The following is a 21,064-nucleotide window of genomic DNA, read 5'->3' on the forward strand; positions in this document are numbered from 1 at the left end:
ACATAAATGTGTCACTAGGACATCTGATAAGTTTAACTCACATCATGAGCTTTAAGGTAATTGCGTTTAATACAAGTAAAGACTCGAGCTTTAATTGTGACGCTATTTTCTCGGTAAAACCGCCTTTAACTAACAAAAGTTAAGTGGCGTCCCCAAGGGGATTCGAACCCCTGTTACCGCCGTGAAAGGGCGGTGTCCTAGGCCTCTAGACGATGGGGACACATAAAACTGCTACCCTAGGACAAAACACTAATTTTTGGTGGAGCCATGCGGGATCGAACCGCAGACCTCTTCACTGCCAGCGAAGCGCTCTCCCAGCTGAGCTATGGCCCCAACTTAATCAATACTCGTCGTGATGAACACATCGTGTATTGCTTAGTGCGGGGCGCATTCTATGCACCACCCAAAATAAAGTCAACAGTTTTTTACCTAGCTTTATTTAAATGGTTTAATTTTCAACAAACTGGCTATCAAGCGTGCTAAAAAATACGATCTGAATAAAATTATCGCTCTACTGCTTATAATAACATCACTATATTGCAGCTAATACTCAATAACACCCTACTCTTCCTAATTAATGCAACTAAAGCTGCATCTAAGTAAAGGTATACATTTATATGCAAATTGAACTTATCTAAAAACTACCCATTAAGGCCTGACTAATCGCATTAATCTTTTAAAAGTTACAATTGCTTATAATTACCAAAGCTTAAATGTGGATTTGAGAGTACAGCAGCTTTCACTCGCTTAATAACCAGTGTAGCTCGTACTGGAAAAACTTGATTATTGTTTGAAGAACATTTTTTAAAGAGCATTGCAGTTTCGTAATTCTATGTACAAAACTTCAGGGCGTGTTGATCTTTGATGGGTGAATTTGCAGCAGTATGTTAGGTTTTTAGGCAAGGCAGAGCCTATGTAGTTTGGTTATTACCCATGAATAGGCGATAACGCCGCATAAAGTCCAAACATGCGCTGCCCTTTGGGTTCAATCCACAAAAGTCAACACGCACTAGTTATATGTGATCTATTTAGTTTTAACCCGAAGAGCTAGTAGTGAAGAATGGATATTTACGAATTGGCTAGGTTGGCTTATAAAAATAAAGCAAGTACAAAAATAAAAATAGGGTTTAGGATGCTGTAAATATCATTTGTTTTGGGAAGTTTAAATTAAATTCATTTTTAAAAGTCAGCTCTACTCTCTAAATAACTTGCCCTAATGCTAATTCATCTTGTTCATAGTCATAAAAACGACTCCAATAAAAAACAATGAGTATCGTAAAACTAAATTTAAGATTAATAGAACTACAATTCCCTGCTCACTTTTAGGTGTTTAATTGAACTGCAACCTTAAATTTGATGATAAAATAGACTTCAATCGCATCCTGTTGTTTATAAAACCTTCGTTCAGTACATTTTTATCATTCAAGTGTTGACACATTTTCAACTCTATCTATAATAGCGCCCCACAACAACGCAGCAATGCAATGTTGTTTAGATGTGGGTGATTAGCTCAGTTGGGAGAGCATCGCCCTTACAAGGCGAGGGTCACTGGTTCAAGTCCAGTATCACCCACCACTTTTTAGTTAAAGTGTTCACATCTAAATTCTAAATGGGTCATAAGCTCAGTTAGTGAATAGAGAGCATTACCGCTACTTACAAGTAACGGCAAAGTTCACTGGTTAAAGTCCAGTACTATTTATTTAATAGTAGCGTTTTAATTTATATGTGGGTGATTAGCTCAGTTGGGAGAGCATCGCCCTTACAAGGCGAGGGTCACTGGTTCAAGTCCAGTATCACCCACCACATATAAAACCTATTACTATATTAATAGTCGTGTTTTAAAATTGTAATATGGGTCGTTAGCTCAGTTGGGAGAGCATCGCCCTTACAAGGCGAGGGTCACTGGTTCAAGTCCAGTACGACCCACCATTTCTTAAATGGTGAATATTACAAGAAAATCTAAATGGGTCGTTAGCTCAGTTAGAAAAAAGAGAGCATAACCGCTATTTACAAGTAACGGAGAGGTTCACTGGTTAAAGTCCAGTACTATTTATTTTAATAGTAGCGTTTTAATTTATATGTGGGTGATTAGCTCAGTTGGGAGAGCATCGCCCTTACAAGGCGAGGGTCACTGGTTCAAGTCCAGTATCACCCACCACATATAAACCTATTATTATATCAATAGTCGCGTTTTAAAATTTAATATGGGTCGTTAGCTCAGTTGGGAGAGCATCGCCCTTACAAGGCGAGGGTCACTGGTTCAAGTCCAGTACGACCCACCATTCCTAGAATGGTGCATATTAAAATGTAATTTGGGTGATTAGCTCAGTTGGGAGAGCATCGCCCTTACAAGGCGAGGGTCACTGGTTCAAGTCCAGTATCACCCACCAAATTACATCAAGCGGTTAATTGATAATAAAGAATTAAATAACAGGCATACCTATTATATGTGGGTGATTAGCTCAGTTGGGAGAGCATCGCCCTTACAAGGCGAGGGTCACTGGTTCAAGTCCAGTATCACCCACCACATATAAGTACCATTAGATAACTCCTTTAATAATAACTTCTCTAGTAATAACTCTTTCTTCCCATATTAAATACATTTAAGAACTTTATAAAAACTCAATATATAAGTCGTATGTAATTAACTTAGCCGTAAGAAAAAGAGCATCGCCACCCTTTACAAATAATGGCGAGGGTCACAGGTATCAAGCCAAGTAATCAACTATCACATATAAGTACCATTAGATAACTCCTTTAATAATAACTTCTCTAGTAATAACTCTTTCTTCCCATATTAAATACATTTAATAACTTCATAAAAACTCAATATATAATACCAATCTGCTTATATATGGGGTCTATTTAACGTTAAGAAAATTACGCTAGAACTAGGCAAAAATTTTTATATCTAGTTGTTCTAAATAAAAAATTTTTAACGACGTTATAGTGCAATTTAATTCGTTAAATTGATCAAAGATTTATGTAGGTTGGTATACGTCGTATGTAATTAACTTAGCCGTAAGAAAAAGAGCATCGCCACCCTTTACAAATAATGGCGAGGGTCACAGGTATCAAGCCAAGTAATCAACCATCACACATAAATCCCATTCGATAGTTTCTTTAAAAATATAAATTTTCATATCAAAACACTCATCATTTAATTATGTTATTTAGATCCTTGCTTTTATAGTTAGCAAAAACGTATTAGGAAAAGTTAAATACCTAATAAATACTGCTATCATTTGAATTTTCTTGTAAGCAGCTAAAGTGTTGATTATAGTCAGTACTAAACATAATAACTGTTAAGCCAATGCCAACTAAGATTTATTCAAAAGCAAAAATACTTATAGTCGAGGAGCAACCACTTGCTCAAAGCTATATGAAACAATCGTTAGAAAGGCTTGGCTTTCAGCAATTGCACTTCGCTGATCATGCAAACTCAGCAAAAGAGCAGTGTTTAAGTGAAGAATTTGATTTGATCGTTTGTTCATTTAATTTAAGCAAACAACAAGACGGCTACCAACTTTACGAAGAGTTACGTGTTAAGCACCTCATAAAAAGCTCTACAGGCTTCATTTTTATATCTGCTGAAACAAATGGCTCGCTAGTTCATAGTGTTCTTGAGTTACAACCTGATGATTTTTTAGTGAAACCTTTTACCGTTCAGGAACTACAAGTACGTATTGAGCGTATTTTAAGACGCAAACACGATTTGCAAACGGTTTATACTCTAATTGATGATGGTAACGATTCAAAAGCAATTAAATACATCGACACCGTTCTAAATAAAAAAAACAATAGTTATAGCCCTATCTTACTGCGTTTAAAAGGTGATGCTCTTCTTCGTTTAAATCGCAGCGAAAATGCAAAAGACTTTTTTAAATCTGTTCTCGATATACAAAAATTTGCTTGGGCAAAAGTAGGTTTAGTAGAAGCACTTACAGCAAATAATGAACATATTTTAGCTCAGCGTATGCTAAAAACGATGCTTGAACGACAAGAAACTCGATTAGTTGCGCTTGATTTACTCGGCCGTTTAGAAATAAAACTTAATCAGTTTGAACTAGCGCAAAGTTTTTTAAGCCAAGCAGCCGACATTGCACCGCGAAACATCACACGCCAAAAATCGTTAAGTAATGTGTCGCTAATTAATCACGACTACGAAAAAAGCTATTTAACTCAAAAAGATATAGCCACCTTTGCAAAGCACTCAATACACGACCACCCCGATGTATATTTGAATGCAGCACGTGCCGGTATCGACTTTGCATTAACAACAGATCAAACAGATCAAATACAGAGAATATCTAGACAAACTAATCAATATATAAGCGATTTAAAAAAGCAGTTTCCTAACAATGCCAATCAAGCTCAAATTGATGTGCTTAACGCACGGCTTCATTATTTAAAAGATGAGCATAAAAAAGCGAAAAAACTCATTGAGCAACTCGAAGATGATGATACACATATTCGCTCTGTCGATGGTGCACTTGATAAAGCGAAAGCGTTCCATGAGCTGGGCTTTCATCAAAAAGCGCAAACTCTCTTCACTCAAATTATTGGACACTGTGAACGCCATCCAAGTGTTAGCGACACAACTTACTTACGTTATATCCAGCAACAGCAAAGTGAGCGACGCGATATTAAAATGGGGCCAAAGGAGCTCAACAACCATGCTGTTACTCAATTTAATAGAGGACAGTTAAACACTGCACTTGAAGCTTTTACGCAAGCATTTAGGGTTATGCCTCGTAATCAGAGTATTGCGCTTAATTTATTGCAGTGTTTATTTGATTCCACTAAGCAACACAATGGCTCATTTAATCTTGAACTTGCTAAAAAATGCTACGCCTTACTTACCAAAACTCAATTACCAGCAGATCAGACGCAGCGGTTAGATAAAATTTTGCACATAGCAAAAGAAATGAATTTAGATATTGGAAGTTAAAGCTTTTTCATTGATGCCGCATTAACGCAATAGCGTAGACCGGTCGGTAATGGACCATCAGGGAAAATATGGCCTAAATGTGAATCACACACGTTGCAAACCACCTCTATGCGCTCCATACCATAACTTGTATCACTTACGTAGCCAATTGCTTCAATTGTCGCCGGTTGTGTAAATGACGGCCAACCAGTGCCACTATCGAACTTTTCATCTGCATCAAACAATAAATTATCGCAGCAAATACACACATACTTACCAGGTTCCAATAATGTGCAACTACCAGAACTACTTGGACGTTCGGTTCCCTTTTTACGTGTTATGTAATACTCATCTTCTGATAGTTGCATCCGCCACTGCTCGTCCGTTTTGACTACTTTTTTACTTGGAGTAGGATTGCCGTTGGTGGCAAAGTTAATAACATCATTCCACTTCAACATGATAACCTCATTGAATAGTTAATTAACCGTACTTAATAAAATTATAAAAAGTACGGTTAGTTATTACGTTATTGAATACACTAAAGATCAGCTAAAGAGTGTTGACCGTTTAAAACTAAAACTTGTTCAGTTTTAAGGTGATTTTCCTAGCTAAAGGTAATATTTTGTTTCTCTGAGTCGGTAAATATTCGTTTAATAAAACTATCTAGTTCTGCTTTTTTTGCAGGTAAGCTAACACTCATTTGGCGCTCGTTATTACTGTAAATTATTAGCTCGTCATCCTTCGTCGTTATGCGTTCAATACTCTCAATTACTAACCAATCTGAACCGTGCTTTTTATCAAAAAAACCCATTAAACTAAAAAGTAATAAGTGTTGGGCGTCTCGCTGAATAAAATCCTCTAACCGGTTTCTTGATTTAAATAGAGGCGTTAGCCTATAAACGCTTGAGCAAAAAACAAATACCCATAAACCAAATAACGCTTTAAACCACATAAATTCTAAAAGCTCAGTGCTAATCATTAAAATAATAAGCACTAACCCTATTAACGATATAGCTATCGCTATTTTTTTATTTACAGCGTCCACAACTAATCCCTTTTAAGTCGCTTTTTTTCTTCTGATGCTTTTTCTGTCGGCTCAGGCCAATCATTAAAAAAAACGGTTAAATAACGGCTTTTCACCAAATACCACAATACCCATAAAACAATCATCATTTGTACTGCTAAAAATGATGAAAATCGATAATGGCTATGCGCGGCTTGAATACTTAACCATGTTAAATCAACAACAGCACATAAAATAAGAGGCCAGCGCATATGTCGCCATACTTTTGCTAACCTGTCGCTCGCACTGTGGGAGTCTCGCGGCCGACGTAAACAAAATAAAATAGTCGGTATTATTGCAATACTTCCAATTGCTATTGCGATAAAAAAATCATTTTTATTTTTAAAAAATAACGACATTAAATCCAGTTCAGGCCTGCGGCTTAAAGCCGCAATAACCCAAATAAAATAGCCACGTAAAAGCACCAGCAAACTTAAATGAAATGCTATAGGTGTACGGTAACTTCCGTACTTATCCCAGTATTCTGGCCCATATCGGCTCATTGTCGTTTTCCTAGCCATTATGCTTTTTAAGCAGCTCAATTAATTCATCTTCCGTGAGTATGTCGATACCTAAATCTTGCGCTTTAGTTAGTTTTGAACCTGCTTTTTCACCTGCGACTAACGCATCTGTTTTAGCCGATACGCTACCCGAGACTTTAGCACCTAATTGCTGCAAGCGAGCTTTAGCATCATTACGGTTAAGTGTATTAAGCGTGCCGGTAAGTACATATGTAAGTCCTGCGAGTGGTTGCTCTTCCTCAGAAGGCGCACTTAACGCTGGCCAATTTACGCCTTGCTCTATTAATGCGTTTACTACCGCTAAATTATGCTCTTCAGCAAAAAAACCGCGAACATGCGCTGCAACTATTTCACCGACATCACTTACCTGCGTTAAACTATCAATGCTGGCATTAATTACATTTTCAAGGGTTAAAAAGTGAATAGCTAAATTTTGTGCTGTCGCTTCCCCCGCTTCACGAATACCTAGTGAGTATAAAAACTTAGCGAGCGTAGTGCCTTTAGCTTCATCAAGTGCTGTTACTAAGTTTTTAGCTGACTTAGGTCCCATACGTTCAAGTGATTCAAAATGCCCTTGTTTTAAAACGAATAAATCAGCGGGCGTTTTTATAAGCTCTCTATCTACAAGTTGATCAACAATCTTATCGCCAAGGCCATCTATGTCTAGCGCTTTTCGTGAAGCAAAGTGTTTTATCGCTTGTTTGCGTTGTGCAGGACACACAAGCCCGCCAGTACAACGGGCTACAGCTTCACCTTCCACTTTTTCAATATGCGAATCACAAATCGGACAAGTCACTGGAAATTCAATATCTCTAGCATCATCAGGACGGCGTTCAAGTACAACTTGTGTTATTTGCGGGATTACATCTCCTGCGCGACGAATAATAACCGTGTCGCCTACTTTTACACCTAAACGTGCAATTTCATCGCTATTATGAAGTGTTGCATTTGATACGGTTACACCACCGACAAAAACAGGCTCTAAACGCGCAACTGGCGTAATTGCCCCTGTGCGCCCTACTTGAAAATCAACATCAAGTAATTGAGTTATTTCTTCTTGCGCCGGAAACTTATAAGCAATAGCCCAACGAGGAGCACGTGCTACAAAGCCTAAACGCTCTTGTAAGGCCTTTTGGTTTATTTTGATTACTACGCCATCAATTTCATATTTAAGCTCGCTACGGCGCGTTAAAATACCGCTGTAGTACTCAAGCGCGGCTTTAGGACCTTCAACTAATTTTGTTTCTGGGCACAGTGGCAACCCCCAGTCAGTCAGCTTTTCTAGTTGCTGATAGTGATCCTCTGGAATGCTGCCATCAGCAACAAGTCCAGTACTGTAAGCATAAAACATCAATGGGCGTTTAGCGGTAATTTTAGAGTCGAGTTGGCGTAAGCTACCTGCCGCTGCGTTACGCGGATTAACGAATACTTTGTCTCCACGTTTTTGCGCTTCCGAATTTAGTTTGTCAAAGCCGGCGCTGTTCATAAATACTTCGCCGCGCACTTCAAGCTCTTTTGGGTAATCGCCACGTAACTTAAGTGGTACATTACGAATTGTTTTTACATTCTGAGTAATGTTTTCACCGGTAAAACCATCACCTCGCGTAGCCGCTTGTACAAGTACACCATCACGATAAATAATTGATACAGCTAAACCATCAAGTTTTGGCTCACAACAAAAAGTAAGCTCATCGGTACTCATTAAACGCTCTTTTATACGGCGATTAAACGCAGTGAACTCTTCTTCACTAAAGGCGTTATCAAGTGAAAGCATGGGTACTTGGTGCGCTACTTGCTCAAATTTACTCAGTGCTGCACCGCCTACTTTTTGTGTTGGGGAGTCGGCGGTTAAAAATTCAGGGTGCTCGGTTTCTAGTGCGCTTAGTTCGCGTAATAACCTATCGTATTCAGAGTCAGGAATACTGGGGGTATCAAGCACATAATAGTTATAATTGTGTTGCTCTAATGTAGTACGAAGATGATTAACTTGCTCACTAATGCTGCTAGACATTTAAACCTCAATAAACATAAAAAAAGCCACTTTGATGAATAATCATCCAGTGGCTTATAAAAATATAATATGTGCGCTATTTACGCTGAAAAAGAACGGACCTGCTCAACATACTGCCTGACGCGTTCTACGGTCATTTCATTTCGCTCTGCATCTAAAATTTGCGCACCAAACTCGTCAGCTAACTTTTTAGCTGCACTGTGCAACATGTTAAATGCAGCTAGGCCGTCACCGTCGCACGGCAATGTCATAAATAAGCTAACCCCTGCGGTACTAAACTGTTCCATATTATCAATATCAAACGTACCTGGGTTGTACATATTTACTAATCTAAATAATACAGGGCCTTGGCCTGCCGGATCTAAGTGGCGATTAAAAAAGCCTTCCTCAGAATATTTAAATCCTAACGTGTTAACGGCTGGTAATAATTTACTGCCCTGCATGCTAAGCCCTTCTGGCATTTGAATATGCACAATAACAAAGTCAGGCATTTGCGCAGATGATTTTTCATCATTTTGCTCTTTTGCTTCTAGATCATCAACTACTTCTAGGTCATCTTCAATGGGCACTGCTGGTACGCTTGTATCAATTTGTGGCTCATTCTCATCAAAGTTAAGCTCACCGAATTGTGGTTCATCACGTTCTTCTACCACAGGCTCTTTTAGCTCTGCCTCTGTAGGAAATGATTTAGATGAAGCTGGTGCACTTTCTTGCAATGGTTCAACCCGTTCGTTATTTAACACTTCTGGGCGGTCTTTTTTTCTAACAGACCACAATCCATGTATTAATAAACCACCAATGACAACTACACTGATAATGATTAAAACCCATCTTAATTGTTCGGCCATCCCCTCACCTTTTCTTATTTGATATGCCTAAAGCCTGTATATTAATTGAAACTAATATACTTGTTATAAAAATTTATACATGTGCAAGTTGCACTGCTTGTTCTATATCTACAGCAACCATACGCGATACGCCAGGTTCTGCCATAGTTACACCTGTTAATCTACCCGCCATTTCCATCGCAATCTTATTATGGCTAATATAAATAAACTGTACTGATTGTGACATTTCTTCAACCAAACGGCAAAAGCGAACAACATTAGCATCATCTAATGGTGCATCTACTTCGTCCAGCATACAAAATGGGGCTGGATTGAGCCTGAATATAGAAAACACTAATGATAATGCGGTCAGCGCTTTTTCTCCACCACTTAACAAGTGAATTGTTGAATTTTTCTTACCCGGTGGTCGTGCCATTATACTAACACCACTTTCGAGTAAATCGTCACTGGTTAATTCTAAATACGCACTGCCACCACCAAAAACTTTAGGAAATAGCTCAGCAAAGTCTTCGTTAACTTGATCGAACGTCGCTTTAAAGCGTGTTTTGGTCTCAATATCAATTTTACGAATAGCACCTTCAAGGGTATTTAACGCTTTTGTTAAATCATCTAATTGATTATCAAGATAATCACTACGAGCTTTGGCTAAATCAAACTCTTCTATTGCCGCTAAGTTTACTGCACCTAATTTATCTAACTGATTAGTAAATCCGGTTAACTGATTTTGCGCTGCGCTCAAATTTAATGAATCTGGTAATTCATCAAGTATCGCTTTTAAGCTTTGTTTTAATTCTTCTAATGGTTCAAGCGCAGCTTGTGCTTTTATCAGTAAGCTTTGCTCTTCAATTGTTAGCTTTTGGTGCTGCTGTTGCAAGCCCACCAGCTCACCTTGTGAATTTTTAAGGCTTACTTGCTTAGTGTTTAAGCTTTCTTTGGCCTGAGCTAATTCTTTTTGTAGCAATACTAATGCCTGCTCACCTTTTTGATGCTGTGCTAAGAGCTGCGTAATTTTATCGCTAAGTTCTTGCTCTGGTATCAGCAGCTCTTCTATTTCACTAAGTAGTTCTTGCGCACCTTCTGATGCACTAACGTGCTCTTTCTCTGCATGGCTCAATTTGGTTTGGCTTAACTGCCATTCACTGCGTGCCTTTTGCTCTGATAGCGTTGCCTTATGTGCTTGTGTTTTATATTGCTCAAGCATGCTTAATGCTTCGCTATAACTTTTATCACTTTGTGAGCGCAAGCTATTTGCAGCGTCTACTTCATCCGCTAAGTTGAATTGCTGCTCATTTAACACTTCAAATTTCGCAGTTTGCTCACCAAGCACGGTATTTAATTGCAAATGCTGAGTGGTTAATTGCTGTTTTTGTTGTTGTAGCTTTTCTAGTTGTAACTTAAATTGTGCTACTTGCTGCACAAGCATGTCGCTGCGCGTACTGGCTACCGCTATATTTTGCGCAAGCTCATGTATCGCTTCTTTAAGCTCGCTCTGCTCGTTAGTTAACTTTACTTGCTTGGCTGTATGTTCATCACGAGTCGATGTTATTTGTTTTAGCTCATCCTCGGCACTAGTTAACTGCTGAGTTTTATCCTGTAATTGCTTATGTTTTAAAAGCAATGAGTTTTCGGCATTTCGATCTGCACTTACATGCCAGTTACGACCATGCATTGCACCATTTTCATCCATAACAGCTATGTAAAAATCATCATTTAACAGCGTTACATCACCGCTCTCGCTATAAGCAATACGCGTTAAATGTTCTGGATACACGCCGCTTGTTACAAATGCCGCTAAGCTATTTTCAGCAATTTGCTTAGTACTAATTGGCCACACACTATTATCAGCTTGCTGCTCACTTACATTTAAGTGCTCTAGCGATTTAAGTGCTTGCTCTATTAAGGGCTCAAAGCCTTCTTTAACACTTAGCTGATTAAACAACACATTAGTATTTTCATTTTCTTCATCAAGCCCTAATGTACTTTTAAGCCCCGTTATACTGGCTTTTAACTCATTTATTGTTTGAGTAAGCGCTGAGTATTGCTTTTGTGAGTTATTAACAAGCTCATTTTGCACTTCAAGCTTTGCGCTGCACTGTGTATGCGCTGTTTGTTTAGCGGCCAGTTCTTGAGTTAATGTTTGTGTTTGCTGTGTTTGCTGTGTTAATTGTTGCTCTACATCACTACTTTGTAGCTCGCTAAGCTGCGAATTTAACTGATTAAGTTGCTCGTTAACGTGACTTATTTGCTGCTGTGTTTGCTTAATGTGGCTGCTATGCAATTGCGCATTATTATTAAGTTGTTGCTGTTGTTCACACAAAGCTTGCCAGTGAGTGTTACGGCGCTGCTTAAGTGCTAATAAGTCCTCAAGTTCATGCGTTAACCCACTAACTTGCTCTTCACATATTAAGGCATTTTCACTTGCCTCTTGCAGGGCTTCGTTGAGTTGCTCGCACACAATTTGCTGCTGCGATTTCACCTCAGTGCTATGGATTTGGCGTTGCTGTAGTTTAATTAAATTTTGTTTAAGTGTTTGGGTTTGCTGCTTTACATTGATTTGTTGTTGCTCAGCCCGGGTAAGCTCTGTGTGTATTACATGTTGCTGATGCTGTGCATCGCTTAGTTTATCTTGCTGAGCTTGTACTTGCCCTTCTAAGCTTGCAAGTACATCGTCATGCCCTGAGTTAGCGGTTTTAAAAAACAAAATTTGATCATTAAGCTTTTTAATTTGGGCACTTTTTTCAAGTTGCTGCTGATGTAACTTTTGCCATTTTAAAACGGCAATTTGGCCTTTTAGCGTACGTTCTTGTGCTTTTAATTCGCGGTATTTTTTTGCATCAACCGACTGCACAGCCAATTTATCTAGCTGGCTTTGTAGTTCTTTACGCACATCTAACAAACGTTCAAGATTTTCGCGAGTGCTCTTTATACGAGTTTGTGTTTCGCGGCGGCGCTCTTTGTATTTAGAAACGCCAGCGGCTTCTTCTAAAAATACGCGCAGCTCTTGTGGTTTACTTTCTATTAAGCGCGAGATCATCCCTTGCTCAATAATTGCGTAACTACGTGGACCAAGACCGGTGCCTAAAAATATATCGGTAATATCGCGCTTACGGCATTTACTGCCATTTAAAAAATACAGTGACTGTCCGTCGCGCGTTACTAAACGCTTAATAGCAATTTGGTTTCGATCGGCAAATGTGTTTGAAGGACTTCCTTTATCGTTATCAAAAACAAGCTCTACAGAGGCTTGTGATATGGCTTTTCGATTAGTTGAGCCATTAAAAATAACGTCGGTCATGGCGTCGCCACGCAGGTTTTTAGCAGAGCTTTCACCTAGCACCCATCGTACTGCATCAATAACGTTAGATTTGCCACAGCCATTGGGGCCAACAACACACGTCATTTGATCAGGAAATGGAATTTTAGTAGGCTCTACAAACGATTTAAAGCCCGCTAATTTAATGGTGCTTAAGCGCATCTTATTGTTATTACCAATTATTATTGTTATTGATTACAAACAATTTAACTCATAAATAGTTAAATTGTTAAGCTTGTCGTTTAAAGTTATCTAAAATAATACCGGTCGCCATTGCAACATTAAGCGACTCTGCACCACCAAAAGCGGGAATGGTTATTTTATTGGTTACTAATTTTGCACATGCCTCGCGTATTCCATGCGACTCACTGCCCATTAGTAAAACACCGGAGCCCGTAAATTGGGTTTTGTGTACACTCTGCCCATCTAAAAAAGCACCGTAAACAGGTAAGCTTAAAGATTGTAAATAATCAGGTAAATCTACTTGGCTTACCGATACCCTTACAAACGAGCCCATTGTGGCGCTAATTGTTTTTGGGTTGTAAGCGTCAGCGCTGTCGGTGCTAGTTACTATATGCTTAATACCGTACCAGTCTGCCACTCTTATTATTGTTCCTAAATTTCCAGGGTCTGATACGCCATCAAGTGCGAGTATTAAGCCATTTGCGTGTGGTAAAGCTGTCTTTGGCATATCAACAATAGCAATGGCTGCATTATTGCTAACTAGCGTGCTGGCTTTGGTGAGGGTCTCTTCATCTGCTTCAATAAAATTAGCTTGCGGATATTTACCTTGGTACGCATTTATAAACTCGCTTGTAGCAAAAATATTAACCACATTTAATGGGCTGTTTAATAACTCAAGTACGTTTTTTTCACCCTGTACAAGGTATTGATTATATTGCTTTCGGTACTTTTTTTGGCCAAGTTGGCGAATAAGTTTGAGTTGGTTTTTTGAAATCATAACAGCCCCATAAAATTATCCATCAAGTATAACAGATTTAGCTATAACATCTGAACTCGAAAAGCAGCGAATGGGCCTAATTTATCTTACTCGCACTTCTTTCAAAGGTCAGATCAATGCGAATAAACATGCCTTTTATAGCTTCTAATTGATTTGAATCGTCAACCGTCTGAGCCAATTCCTCATAAAGATTGTCTGACGCTTGCTTAAACTTATTATTAAACTTGCCCTTGGTTGCCAACATAAATGCATCAGCCAACGTGCGTTGCCACTCATTTAAATACTTTAGCTTTGTATTACCAGCCAAATTTTCACAAATTGAGTTTAATCGCACTGAAGCATGCCCTAAGTTTAACCCGGTCAACGCAAGGTCTGTAATAACGCGTGAGTGTGAACCTTGATCGTAATTAGTTAAGCGTATTAACCTATCTGCCATGCGACGGTTGTACCAAATGCTTGGGGTTGAATGGTTGTTTATTTCGAGTAAATCTTTATAAGTAGCCTTAAAAACACGATGAACAAGTAATTGCGCACTCGGACCTGTAAACAACTGAAAAATCCAAAATAAAATACTCACTCCGGCAAAAATTGCCATTGCAGAGCTCAGTGTGTAATCAATTGAAAACGCAAGGCTCATATCCGTACTGGGTCTTACTAAAATAGTAAACGGAATACAAAAACCTAAACCATATGGCAGTGTTTGCTGCTCTGCTAGTAATAATAAACCAAGAAAATAAGGCCCAGCTAACACAAGTAGCAATATTTCCAATTGCCCACCACTTTGTGATAATAAATTAAGTGCATAAAAAATAGTGACAAAGCTCGCCACTACAACGCCTACCAACAAGCGCTTTATAACCACCTGTAAAATAGCTAAGGGTATTCGCGCCAACATTATTGAAAATATGACGGGTAGAATCATAATTAATAATGCCGCAGAAGAGCCTGTATTAATCCAAATAAATGCGCCGATAGAAAACACCAGCATTGTTCTAAAGCCAACAATGATGCCCGCTAACGGGTCGCGATATGTAAGCATACTCGGTGCATTTAATAATGCTTTATCACTCTCCTCTAAAGCTCTGTATGCCCGTAGTAAAATTGTTAAATCGCTAGCCACCTCTAAGCCCACATTGAGCATATGGGATTCAAATGGCGAATCGCACACCGTATTTGCTCTGTACTCGGTTAGTTCCTTACGCAGTGTTTTAACTTGTTCGGCGCAGTAATCAAAATCGCCAGACTCTTTAATTTGCGCAAATACGTGTTTAAGTTTATTTATTAATTTATCTAACGTAGGTGTTATAAGGTCTTCGTGGTTTCTCTGTAGGCGGCCAATTATTTGAATTAAGGCCAATAAAGAAAGTACTTTTTGCGATAATTGATTTGCAGCACGCGAGCGCCCAGGTCCTTTTGGGCCTTCGTACCTTACTGCGCTAGAATCTTCGTTTATAGATCCCAGCGTTGCCATAATACCATCTATTTGTTGATGGCGATTTTCGTGCGAGCCCTTAGAGTCAAGTTCAATAACCAAATAATGTAATGTTTGATTTATAACTGAGCGTGCCTGCGTTTGCAGCAAATTTTTAACCTTTACAGGCCAAAATAAATGGCTCACAAGCCCTGCACATACAGAGCCAATTATTATTTCGCTCACGCGCGCTTGCGCAATATCAAATATACTTTGGCTGCTTACCATTGCCGGAGTAACCATAACCAAAAGCACAATAATAGCGGCAGTTACACCGGCCATAGCGAATGCATACACAAAATTTGCTTGGCGGACCATGGCCGACAACGCAGAGTTAACGCCCAGCCATAAAGCAAGTGCCCCGAGCGCTAAATATGGGTAAGGCATAAGCTGGGTTAAAAGTAATATACCTAACAGACCACCCACTACGGTGCCTATTATTTGGCAAATTGCTTTTTCTATTACCAATCCACTTTGCGGACGTAATTGCAAAAATATAGCCGATACTAGCGCCCAATAAGGCCTTTCAAGATTAAGCGACATAGCAATAGTCAGCGCCATCACCATGGCTATAACGCCCTTAGTCGCAAAAATAATTGCCTGTTTTTTAGGAAAAAACAAATTTTGTAATACAACGCCCACTGTATTCCCCTTAACGTGTAGCGAGATGTATAGTGGCGGTCATTCCTGCGCTAAGCTGTGTATTTTCGGGCAATGAATCTAACTTAATATCAACAGGAATACGTTGCGATAAACGCACCCAATTAAATGTTTGTTGTACTTGTGGTAAAAGCTGACCGTTACTTTGTGTATTCGTATTTGCAATGGCTTTGCCTACACTCACTACATGCCCTGTTAATTGCTTACCACCACTTAAAAGGGCTATTTTAGCTTTTTGATCAGGATAAATAAGCGGTATTTTACTCTCTTCAAAGTAACCCGTTACATAAAATGAATCTGACTGAACAATAGCAAAAACAGGTGTGCCTTGAGCTACATAGTTACCTTGGCGTAAATTCAAATTAATTATTTGCCCTGATGCAGGCGCAACAATTTTAGTTCTATCAACATTTAACTGCGCAATTGTTTGCTCTGTCTTGGCTAAGTTATAATTTGCTTCAGCAATTTTAGTATTAATACGAGTTGATTCTAGCGTTTCTTCACTAATTGCCTGTTGAGTTTTTAGCTCAACACGTCTTTCGTATTTGTGCTTGGCAAGTTCCCATGTATACAATGCGTTTTCTGTGTTTGCTTTACTTTTATCAAGCGCTGCTTGATAACGCTTTTTATCAACATTAAAAAGTACTTCGCCTTTTTGTACGTTTTGACCATCTTTAATATTTAAAACAGTTACCCAGCCCGACACGTCTGGAGCAACCGTGACAATATCGGCTCGAATACGCCCATCACGCGTCCAAGGAGTATGCATGTAGTCAGTCCATACCCAACGCCCAGCAAAAACCGCAGCTATAACAACCAAGATAGTAAAAGTAATACGCAGATATTTAATCATTCAATTTATCTTCCACTTAGTAATACCAATCCGCAATAATACTTGAGCAATTTGAGGGCTTAAACCAGACGCTAACTGTGTTAAAAATTTCTGATATAGAACAACTAAATAACGAAATTTTTGCCTTGTTATCGACACGGTTTTCTTACCTCAAAATAGCTCACTTAATTAAGCAAATTGGTATAAATAGACGGCCAGTGCCAAGTAACAAACAAATAGTGACACTTCAAACCAAGCCACTTTCCAAATACGGTCATGCCAATCTAGTCGATGCAAAGCAAAACGAGTCAGCGCTGTTAAAATAAACGCAATTGGGAAGTAAACAATCAGCGGGCTAAACTCTAATCCCCCTAACACGACTGCTTGAAACATAATAAATATCCTAATGTTATTTAAAGCGGTGATAAAAGCTGTAAAACCTAAATAAATTTACATCCTCACTACTCTTACAATCTATTATTTTGGCATATAAATCAATTAGCTTAATTGTACGTAGGTGTGCTTAATACATAATTAATGCCATTACATTTAAGCAGCATTAACTATGTATAGTAGCTAAATCGCATATTAAAAAGCTAAAGTTCCCAGTTACCAGCCAAATAAATAAAACCAGCGAGGTTTATTTATAAAAAAGTATTAGAGTATTTAACTCAATACTTAAAACGCCTATTTATAGCTGTTTACAGAAGGGTGAGATAATTATAAACATTGAATTTTGCACTAAAAATAGGTAAATTAACAAAAAAAATATGGACATAATTTTAATGGAATCAATACACCCTACCCTCTCTGAAACAAGCCCACCAATAAATGAGCCTGCTGAACCAATTTTTAGCGGAAAAGTGCAATTTAGTGGTAAAGGCGGTGAGTTTTTTGGAATTTGGATTGTAAATATATTACTTAGCGTTATTACGCTTGGCATATATTCAGCGTGGGCTAAAGTACGTACGCATCGCTATTTTTACGGCCACACTCGTATAGATGGTCATAGCTTTGACTACCTAGCAACACCAATACAAATTTTAAAAGGTCGGATTTTAGCGGTTGTTGTATTTTTTATTTACACATTCTCTATTAGCTTTTTGCCTATTTTAGGGCTGTTTATTGCTCTTGGTTTTATCTTTTTAATGCCATGGATTATTAATCAAGGTTTACGTTTTAATCTGCGTATGACGCGCCATCGTAATGTTCGTTTTACTTTTAAAGGCAATTACGGCGAAGCCTTTATTAACTTTATACTTTTGCCTATCGCCAGCATATTTACACTTTATTTATTAATGCCTTATGTTATAAAACGTATTGATAGCTATATCCATAGCAATATTAGTTACGGTGACAAACCACTTACTGTAAACCTAAAAGGCGAAACCTATTACCTAACAGCGCTTATTTGTTTTGTAGTGAGCTCTATCACCATGGTGCTCTTTATGGGAATTTTAGGGTTATTTGGCCTCAACTTAATAGATGTTGAAAATCAACAAAATTTAGAAAACTCCGCTGCTATGGTTATGCTTCCTATCTTTATGATGATTGCCTATGTACTAATGATTGCCATTGTTTCTGCTGTATGGCACGCCGCTATTCGTAATCACATTTTTGATAACAGCCATTTTGAAGGCGTTGCCACATTTAAATCAGAGCTAAAACCAATTCCTTTCGCTGTTTTACTATTAACTAATATGTTGGCTATTGTATTTTCTTTAGGGCTTGCATACCCATGGACAAAAGTACGTACATCAAAAATGCTCGCTGATGTAACTAACGTCACTATTTATCCTGGTGCATTAAACCTAATCGATACCGCGCAAGAACAGCAATCATCATTTGCTGAGGAAGCTGCAAACGTATTTGATATTGACCTTTCTCTAACTTAAGAGCTCACTATGCATGTAAAGGGACATTTTTTCCCCATCGCATCGAGTAACTATCAAGTGTGTGTTGCAACTATTAGCGACACGCACATTGAAGTTATTAACGATGAACACGTTATAGCTCGCCACGCAATCTCAAGTCTAAAATTAAGTTCGGGGATGGCAGGACTTGCCGACGAACTAAACTTTGAAGATGGTAGTCGTTTTATTCCTCAAGATGTAAGTTACAGATGGCCATTTAAAGAAAATAACCATCACATAATGGAGCGCCTTGAAAAAAGTAAATGGGCAATTTTAGCCGCAGTCATATTTACACCACTTTTTATGTGGTTAGTACTTTATAAAGCGGTACCGGCCATTGCTGTTTACAGTGTTGATACCCTGCCACGTAATGTTGTGGAACAAATGGGGGAGCAAAGCTTTACACTTATTAAAAAGATTGCGCTTGACCCAAGTGAGCTCCCCGCAGAGCAGCAAGCTAAAGTACAAGCACATTTTACAAGTATGCTTAATGCGTTATCGCTTGATCAATCGGTTTATAGATTATCGTTTTATAAATCAGACAGCTTTGGTGCTAACGCGTTTGCACTACCCCATGGCCGTATCGTGGTCACAGATGATTTAGCAAATTTACTTGCCGATAAACCCAATGCACTAAAAGCGGTATTGCTACACGAGATGGGCCATGTAGTCCACCAGCATAGCGTACGTATTACAGCACAATCTGCCGCAAGTACGATTGTGCTAGCGGTTGTATTTGGTGATTTAGAAGGGGTTGCAGAGGTTGCATTAGGTACGGGTGCATCGTTTGCTCAGCAAGGGTTTTCACGAGATATGGAACGCGAGGCAGATACCTTTGCACTCATTCAATTAGAGTCGCTTGGGTATTCGAGTAATGACTTTGCTGATGCAATAGAGGCCCTACAAGAAAGCCATACCAGCAAAAACGAGCACCTCGAAAAAGTAAATGACTTTTTAGAGTACTTGTCTAGCCACCCAAGTGCACAAGAGCGTATTGACAATGCTAGGAAATAATCGCGGTTATATTCAACTTGCTCGCTACATAGTGAGTTTAAGTTGGATATACTAATTCAATTAACTATGGGGGCTATTTTAACGTTAAATAAATCATTTAGTAACTAGGCAAAAAACTTTGTGTTTAGTGGTTCTAAATAAAAGTTTTTTAACGACGTTAGTAATTGATTTAGAACGTTAAATTGTTCAAATAGTTATTTGGGTTAGTATCATTCACGGCTTTTTCCCAAAGCTTTATCACGTAGCACCGCTTGAAAAATTAATGACTGGCAGTGCCGGCTATTCTGAACAGGTGTCTGACTTAATTACACGTTCGGCGGGTGTTGGCGAGATTATATTTGGATTGTGTTTATTTGTGTTTTATAAAAATAAACACCTAGTAATTTTAAATATTTTAGCATTAATTGGCCTTTTACTCGCTGTAGTTGCAATGCAGCCACAATTACTTATTGAAGCATTTAACCCTGTTACTACTAACCTGCCTCTTATTGGGCTAAGCGTTATTTGGTTAAAGGAAATTAAGCTGCTGAATAATCGATACCTCTAAATAAAAAAGGGTATGCCTGCGCATACCCTTTTTTGTAGTACTTAAGTTATATAATTAGTACTTGTTTTTATGCGTCCACAAATGCAGTAATTCGCTCGCAATGGTTGCTGCGGCAATAGCGGTAAGCTCACTTTGGTCGTACGAAGGTGATACTTCTACCACATCCATACCTACCATGTTTATGCCTTTTAGCGCACGCAGTACTTTAAGTACTTTATCTGACGTTAAACCACCGCACACAGGAGTGCCTGTACCAGGCGCAAACGCAGGGTCTAAACAATCAATATCAAACGTTAAGTAAACAGGTAGGTCACCTACTCGTTCAAGTATTTGCGCTGCAATATCATTTGCATGTAAATCGTTGGCTTGCATTGCATCAATCACAGCAAACTCATGTTTACTTTGATCAAAGTCGGTACGAATACCTATTTGTATACTGTGCTCAACATCAATCAGCCCTTCCATTGGCGCATGATAAAACATAGTGCCGTGATCAAAACGCGAGCCATTGCTATAGGTATCGGTGTGCGCATCAAAATGTACTAACGCCATTTTGCCATGTATTTTTGCGTGAGCACGTAATAGCGGAAGCGTTACAAAGTGATCGCCCCCTAAACCTAATAGCGTTTTACCTTGACGGAGTATTTGATCAGCAGCCATTTCAAGTTGCGCAGTAAAATACTCAGGATCCCCGACAGGGTAAGTAAAGTCCCCTGCGTCTGCCACTTTTAGGCGCTCAAACAACGGGAACGTCCACGGGTATTTAGTGTCTTCCCATGCTAAATGAACCGATGCACGACGAATTGCATCAGGGCCTAAGCGCGCACCAGGGCGACCCGATGTCGCTAAATCAAACGGTAAGCCTAAAACGACTACGTCTGCATCAATTGCATTAATATTTTGCACCATAGGACGACGTAAAAACGTCATCCCATTTGAGTACAATGAGTGATCTGCGTGACCAAACAAAGTCGACATTG

At 38.8% G+C, this 21,064-nt stretch carries 15 protein-coding genes and 9 tRNA genes; 11 read left to right on the plus strand and 13 right to left on the minus strand.

Annotated features, from left to right (window positions below; all coding sequences use genetic code 11):
• Positions 1 to 144: 144 nt before the first annotated feature.
• Positions 145 to 220: transfer RNA gene (locus tag DC53_RS13105), tRNA-Glu, on the minus strand.
• Positions 221 to 257: 37 nt separating this feature from the next.
• Positions 258 to 333 (minus strand) — tRNA-Ala (locus tag DC53_RS13100).
• Positions 334 to 1,499: 1,166 nt separating this feature from the next.
• Between DC53_RS13100 and DC53_RS13095 the strand changes: the two genes are divergently transcribed.
• From DC53_RS13095 to DC53_RS13060, 8 genes are all read left to right on the plus strand, one after another.
• Positions 1,500 to 1,575 (plus strand) — tRNA-Val (locus DC53_RS13095).
• A gap of 152 nt (positions 1,576 to 1,727) precedes the next feature.
• A tRNA-Val gene (locus DC53_RS13090) sits at positions 1,728 to 1,803 on the plus strand.
• 50 nt (positions 1,804 to 1,853) lie between these two features.
• Positions 1,854 to 1,929: transfer RNA gene (locus tag DC53_RS13085), tRNA-Val, on the plus strand.
• Positions 1,930 to 2,082: 153 nt separating this feature from the next.
• Positions 2,083 to 2,158 (plus strand) — tRNA-Val (locus DC53_RS13080).
• Between the two features lie 48 nt (positions 2,159 to 2,206).
• Positions 2,207 to 2,282 (plus strand) — tRNA-Val (locus DC53_RS13075).
• A gap of 32 nt (positions 2,283 to 2,314) precedes the next feature.
• Positions 2,315 to 2,390: transfer RNA gene (locus DC53_RS13070), tRNA-Val, on the plus strand.
• Between the two features lie 61 nt (positions 2,391 to 2,451).
• Positions 2,452 to 2,527: transfer RNA gene (locus DC53_RS13065), tRNA-Val, on the plus strand.
• Between the two features lie 786 nt (positions 2,528 to 3,313).
• Positions 3,314 to 4,951 (plus strand): tetratricopeptide repeat-containing response regulator, encoded by a 1,638-nt coding sequence (locus DC53_RS13060; RefSeq protein ID WP_033029028.1) that lies wholly within the window; start codon positions 3,314 to 3,316, stop codon positions 4,949 to 4,951.
• Here DC53_RS13060 and msrB read toward each other — a convergent pair.
• The 10 genes from msrB to DC53_RS13010 form a co-directional block, all read right to left on the minus strand.
• On the minus strand, positions 4,948 to 5,388 hold the full coding sequence (msrB, locus tag DC53_RS13055) for a peptide-methionine (R)-S-oxide reductase MsrB (RefSeq protein WP_033029030.1): 441 nt from the start codon (positions 5,386 to 5,388) through the stop codon (positions 4,948 to 4,950). The two genes, DC53_RS13060 and msrB, sit on opposite strands and share 4 nt — an antisense overlap.
• Before the next feature lie 146 nt (positions 5,389 to 5,534).
• Positions 5,535 to 5,975 (minus strand): hypothetical protein, encoded by a 441-nt coding sequence (locus DC53_RS13050; protein ID WP_033029032.1) that lies wholly within the window; start codon positions 5,973 to 5,975, stop codon positions 5,535 to 5,537.
• A 2-nt stretch (positions 5,976 to 5,977) separates the two neighbouring features.
• The gene (locus tag DC53_RS13045) at positions 5,978 to 6,496 is read right to left on the minus strand and encodes a DUF2919 domain-containing protein (protein WP_008138231.1); all 519 of its coding nucleotides are present in this window, start codon (positions 6,494 to 6,496) and stop codon (positions 5,978 to 5,980) included.
• 10 nt (positions 6,497 to 6,506) lie between these two features.
• Complete coding sequence (gene ligA / locus DC53_RS13040; protein WP_033029034.1) at positions 6,507 to 8,525, minus strand: NAD-dependent DNA ligase LigA; 2,019 nt, start codon at positions 8,523 to 8,525, stop codon at positions 6,507 to 6,509.
• Positions 8,526 to 8,605: 80 nt separating this feature from the next.
• Positions 8,606 to 9,373 carry a cell division protein ZipA gene (zipA, locus tag DC53_RS13035; RefSeq protein WP_008138233.1) on the minus strand — a complete coding sequence of 256 codons (768 nt, stop codon included), beginning with the start codon at positions 9,371 to 9,373 and terminating at the stop codon, positions 8,606 to 8,608.
• Between the two features lie 73 nt (positions 9,374 to 9,446).
• Complete coding sequence (locus DC53_RS13030; RefSeq protein WP_033029036.1) at positions 9,447 to 12,848, minus strand: chromosome segregation SMC family protein; 3,402 nt, start codon at positions 12,846 to 12,848, stop codon at positions 9,447 to 9,449.
• A 67-nt stretch (positions 12,849 to 12,915) separates the two neighbouring features.
• Complete coding sequence (locus DC53_RS13025) at positions 12,916 to 13,647, minus strand: RNA methyltransferase (protein WP_033029039.1); 732 nt, start codon at positions 13,645 to 13,647, stop codon at positions 12,916 to 12,918.
• Between the two features lie 76 nt (positions 13,648 to 13,723).
• A complete protein-coding gene (locus DC53_RS13020) occupies positions 13,724 to 15,760 on the minus strand; it encodes an FUSC family protein (RefSeq protein WP_033029041.1) in 2,037 nt (678 codons plus the stop codon).
• A 10-nt stretch (positions 15,761 to 15,770) separates the two neighbouring features.
• Positions 15,771 to 16,631, minus strand: coding sequence for an efflux RND transporter periplasmic adaptor subunit (locus DC53_RS13015; RefSeq protein WP_033029044.1), 861 nt, complete (start codon positions 16,629 to 16,631; stop codon positions 15,771 to 15,773).
• Between the two features lie 168 nt (positions 16,632 to 16,799).
• Entirely contained in the window at positions 16,800 to 17,003 is a 204-nt protein-coding gene (locus DC53_RS13010; protein ID WP_024597474.1) for a DUF1656 domain-containing protein, read from the minus strand.
• A gap of 392 nt (positions 17,004 to 17,395) precedes the next feature.
• Between DC53_RS13010 and DC53_RS13005 the strand changes: the two genes are divergently transcribed.
• The 3 genes from DC53_RS13005 (at position 17,396) to DC53_RS0120445 (ending at position 20,084) form a co-directional block, all read left to right on the plus strand.
• Positions 17,396 to 18,505, plus strand: a complete 1,110-nt coding sequence (locus DC53_RS13005) for a YjgN family protein (protein ID WP_008138245.1) — start codon at positions 17,396 to 17,398, stop codon at positions 18,503 to 18,505.
• A 9-nt stretch (positions 18,506 to 18,514) separates the two neighbouring features.
• Positions 18,515 to 19,537 carry a M48 family metallopeptidase gene (locus DC53_RS13000; RefSeq protein WP_033029046.1) on the plus strand — a complete coding sequence of 341 codons (1,023 nt, stop codon included), beginning with the start codon at positions 18,515 to 18,517 and terminating at the stop codon, positions 19,535 to 19,537.
• Between the two features lie 181 nt (positions 19,538 to 19,718).
• The gene (locus DC53_RS0120445) at positions 19,719 to 20,084 is read left to right on the plus strand and encodes a DoxX-like family protein (RefSeq protein ID WP_033029049.1); all 366 of its coding nucleotides are present in this window, start codon (positions 19,719 to 19,721) and stop codon (positions 20,082 to 20,084) included.
• Between the two features lie 54 nt (positions 20,085 to 20,138).
• Here DC53_RS0120445 and speB read toward each other — a convergent pair whose 3' ends face one another.
• Positions 20,139 to 21,062: an agmatinase gene (speB, locus tag DC53_RS12995; RefSeq protein WP_024597470.1), complete on the minus strand. Its 924-nt coding sequence runs from the start codon at positions 21,060 to 21,062 to the stop codon at positions 20,139 to 20,141.
• Between the last annotated feature and the right edge of the window lie 2 nt (positions 21,063 to 21,064).

The organism is Pseudoalteromonas fuliginea (assembly GCF_000690055.1).
Taxonomy (GTDB): Bacteria; Pseudomonadota; Gammaproteobacteria; order Enterobacterales; family Alteromonadaceae; genus Pseudoalteromonas; species Pseudoalteromonas fuliginea.